Raw genomic sequence first — 3524 nt, 5'->3', positions numbered from 1 at the left:
TGTAAAAATAATTTATGCCATCGCCGTATATTATGATTTTTGAAAATCAATAATTTTTCTTTAACGGCATAATGTATTTTTGTATAAAGAAAAGGAGAAAATATGCCCCAGAAAATAGAAATAGCATTGAAAGCTGATTTGTGCGAATATTCTAAATTGTTGCTCGGAATAGAAAAGCTTATTGAAAATACAAGCAAAAATGCGGCGATATACTTAAATGTGGAAATAAGCCGAACTTATTGGGCAATTGGAAATTATATTATCTCCGAAATTAAATATGAGCCATATTCAAAGCACGGACAAGAAATTCTTGCAACTCTGTCGCAGGAATTAACACAAAAATACGGAAAAGGTTATTCGTATTCAGCTCTGACAAGAATGATAAAAGTAGCGCAAGCATACGATAAAGAAAAGTTTGCGACACTGTCGCAAACTTTAACTTGGAGCCACTTTATAGAATTTGTCGGCATTGAAAATCCTGTTAAAAGGTTGTTTTATCAACAAATGTGCGCGCTTGAAAACTGGAGCATAAGAACCCTGCGGCAAAAAGAAGACGCTATGCTTTTTGAGCGAACTGTTATTGCCGCACAGCCCGATGAAACGATAAAAAAAACATTGCAAAATGTAAACAACGCTAATTTAAGTCCCGATTTAGTATTCAAGAACACATACATTCTTGATTTTCTGGGATTAAACGGATTTTTTTCTGAAAAAGACCTTGAAAATGCCATTCTTTATCAATTAGAAAATTTTATTTTGGAATTAGGGCAGGGCTTCGCATTTATGGAGCGGCAAAAACGCTTGTCTATTGACAGTGTTGACTATTATCTTGATTTGCTTTTTTATCACCGTAAGCTAAATCGTTTAGTTGCGATTGACTTGAAACTTGGAAAATTTAAGCCCGAATACAAAGGGCAAATGGAATTGTATTTGAAATATTTGCAAAAATACGAGAAACAACCGCACGAAAACTCACCCATTGGTTTACTACTTTGCAGTGAAGGAAACTCCGACCACATTGAGTTGTTATTATTGGGCGAAGAGAACATAAAAGTAGCGCAATATCTGACGGTTTTGCCCGACAAGCAATGGTTTATTGATAAACTGAACAAATCAATCGCCATCGCACAGCAACACTCAATATGCAAACAATAAAATTAGAGCTTGGCTTTTTGAAATAGTCAAAATGGAGAAAAAATAACGAAAGGAAATTCGCGCTATGCAATACCACACCGACCCCAAAAGCGGCAACGAATTATCAGTTCTCGGATTTGGATGTATGCGTTTTCCGCGCGTTCGGGGGAAAATTGACTTTGCCGAGTTCGAGAGAATGTTTGTTAACGCTGTAAATTCGGGAATAAATTATTTCGATACCGCGTTTATTTATCAAAACAGCGAAGAGATGATGGGGCGCATAATATCCAAACATAATTTGAGAAAAAAAATATTTTTAGCGACAAAACTGCCGATTTTTCTGTGTAAAACATACAAGGACTTCGATAATTTTTTTGAAAAATCGCTCGCCCGCCTGCAAACCGATTATATTGATTATTATTTAATGCACATGGTAGCAACGCCTGAGCAATGGCAAAAACTTTGCGATATCGGCATAGAAAAATGGATAGACGAAAAGCAATCACTCGGCAAAATAAAGCAACTCGGTTTCTCGTTTCACGGCAAACGCGACGATTTTTGTAAGATAATCGATATGCGCAACTGGGATTTTACGATGATACAATACAACTACTTGGACATCAATAATCAAGCGGGAATTGCGGGACTGAAATATGCATACTCAAAAAATATTCCCGTCTTTATTATGGAGCCGCTTTTGGGTGGTCGGCTGAGCAACCCGAAAAGATTGCCGCCAAAAGTCCGCGATATTATGAAAGAAGCAAATCCCGACCGAAGTCCCGCAAACTGGGCGCTTTCGTGGCTTTGGAACCACCCCGAAATTTCGCTTGTGCTTTCGGGAATGAGCCGCCAAAGCGACATCGACGAAAATATAAAACTCGCCGAAATTTGCACGCCGAACTCAATGTCGCCGCAGGAAATCGAAGTTATAGAAAAAGTAATTGAGGCGTTCGGCGAAACAAACGAAATTCCCTGCACGGGCTGTAATTACTGTATGCCTTGTCCGCGCGGCGTAAATATTGTGGGAAGTTTCACCTGCTACAATAATTTGGCATTTTCAAGAAAATTCAGCGTTTTAAGGCGATATATTCAAGAAACAGGCGTACTTGCAACCGAAAAAGGACTTGCTTCGTCGTGCAACGGCTGTAAACAATGCGAAAAACACTGCCCGCAAAGCATAAAAATAAGCGAAGAATTAAAAAAAGTGAGCAAACGCATAGAGCCGTTTGGATTTAGAGCGTTGATGAGAGCAGTGCGGTTTTTTATGAAAGCAAAGAGCAACAAGAAACAGGGCAAATAATCATTCGCCCTGTTTTAATTTAATATAATCAATAAATCTTCCCAATCGCCTTTAAGATTTCTGTTTCCAAGCGCTTATCACACTGCCTGTAATGCGAGAAAGTCATTGTGTAAGTCGCTCTTCCTTGCGAAAGCGAGCGGATTTGCGTTGCATATCCGAACATTTGCGCGAGCGGCGATTCCGCGTGAATAAGGCGGCGCATTCCCTCCATATCGATGCCTTTTACAAGCCCGCGGCGGGTGGTTATGTCGTTAATAAGCGCGCCTACAAATTCTTCGGGAGACACTGCTTCTACGCTCATAATCGGCTCCAAAATTACCCCGCCTGCGTTTATGCACGCCTGCCTGAAAAGCATTGAGCCTGCGATTTTGCAGATTATTTCGGTGGTTTCCGTTTCGTGGGGTTTTAATTTTTCGAGCGTTGCTTTAATTCCGATTACGGGAAAGCCCGCTTTTTCGCCTGCGGAAAGTGATTCCATTATTCCCTCTTTTACTGCTTCTATAAAATTGGCGGGAATATTTTCGTCGGTAATTTTGCTTTCAAAAACAACGCTTTTTGATACGTCTTCGAGCGGCTCAACTTTAATTTGAATTTCTACGCTCTGCTCTTTTTTATCGACAAGTCGTTGGAAGTTCTCCGATACGGTTGCCTCGCCGAGGATTGACTCGCGGTATGCCACCTGCTGTTTGCCCGTATTTACCTGAACGCCGAATTCGCGCTTTAATCTGTCCACCAGAACTTCAAGGTGCAATTCACCCATTCCCGACAAAAGCCGCTGTCCTGTTTCGCGGTTTTCGCTTACTTCGCAGGTGGGGTCTTCGTCTTGCAAGTGAGAAAGCGCGTTTAACATTTTTGCTTCTTCTTCGGCGTTTTTGGGTTCAAGCGAGACTGAAATCACGGGTTTTGCGAAGTCCAAGCCCTCAAATGCAATGGGAAAATCTTCGTCGCAAAGAGTATCGCCTGTCGCCGTCCATTTCAGCCCGACTACTGCGACAATATCGCCAGCCGAAACTTCTTCTACTTGCGTTCTTTTGTCGGAGTGCATCTTAAAAAAGCGCGTAATTTTTTCTTTTTTGCCGTTTCGCGGGTT

The 3524-nt window shown here is 41.1% G+C and carries 3 protein-coding genes; 2 read left to right on the top strand and 1 reads right to left on the bottom strand.

Going from position 1 to position 3524, the window contains the following annotated elements:
- Positions 1–102 precede the first annotated feature (102 nt).
- Together FWE23_11420 and FWE23_11415 are read left to right on the top strand one after the other, a co-directional pair.
- Positions 103–1155 (top strand): PDDEXK nuclease domain-containing protein, encoded by a 1053-nt coding sequence (locus tag FWE23_11420; GenBank protein ID MCL2846035.1) that lies wholly within the window; start codon positions 103–105, stop codon positions 1153–1155.
- 64 nt (positions 1156–1219) lie between these two features.
- Positions 1220–2434 (top strand): aldo/keto reductase, encoded by a 1215-nt coding sequence (locus FWE23_11415; GenBank protein MCL2846034.1) that lies wholly within the window; start codon positions 1220–1222, stop codon positions 2432–2434.
- 28 nt (positions 2435–2462) lie between these two features.
- On the opposite strand, the gene fusA is transcribed toward FWE23_11415, so the two are convergent.
- The coding region (fusA, locus tag FWE23_11410; GenBank protein ID MCL2846033.1) for an elongation factor G at positions 2463–3524 on the bottom strand (1062 nt) is incomplete at its 5' end.

Source organism: Chitinivibrionia bacterium (assembly GCA_009779925.1).
Classification (GTDB): domain Bacteria; phylum Fibrobacterota; class Chitinivibrionia; order Chitinivibrionales; family Chitinivibrionaceae; genus WRFX01.
The sequence above is the reverse complement of the archived record's forward strand: the minus strand, read 5'-3'. Positions and strand labels throughout refer to the sequence as shown.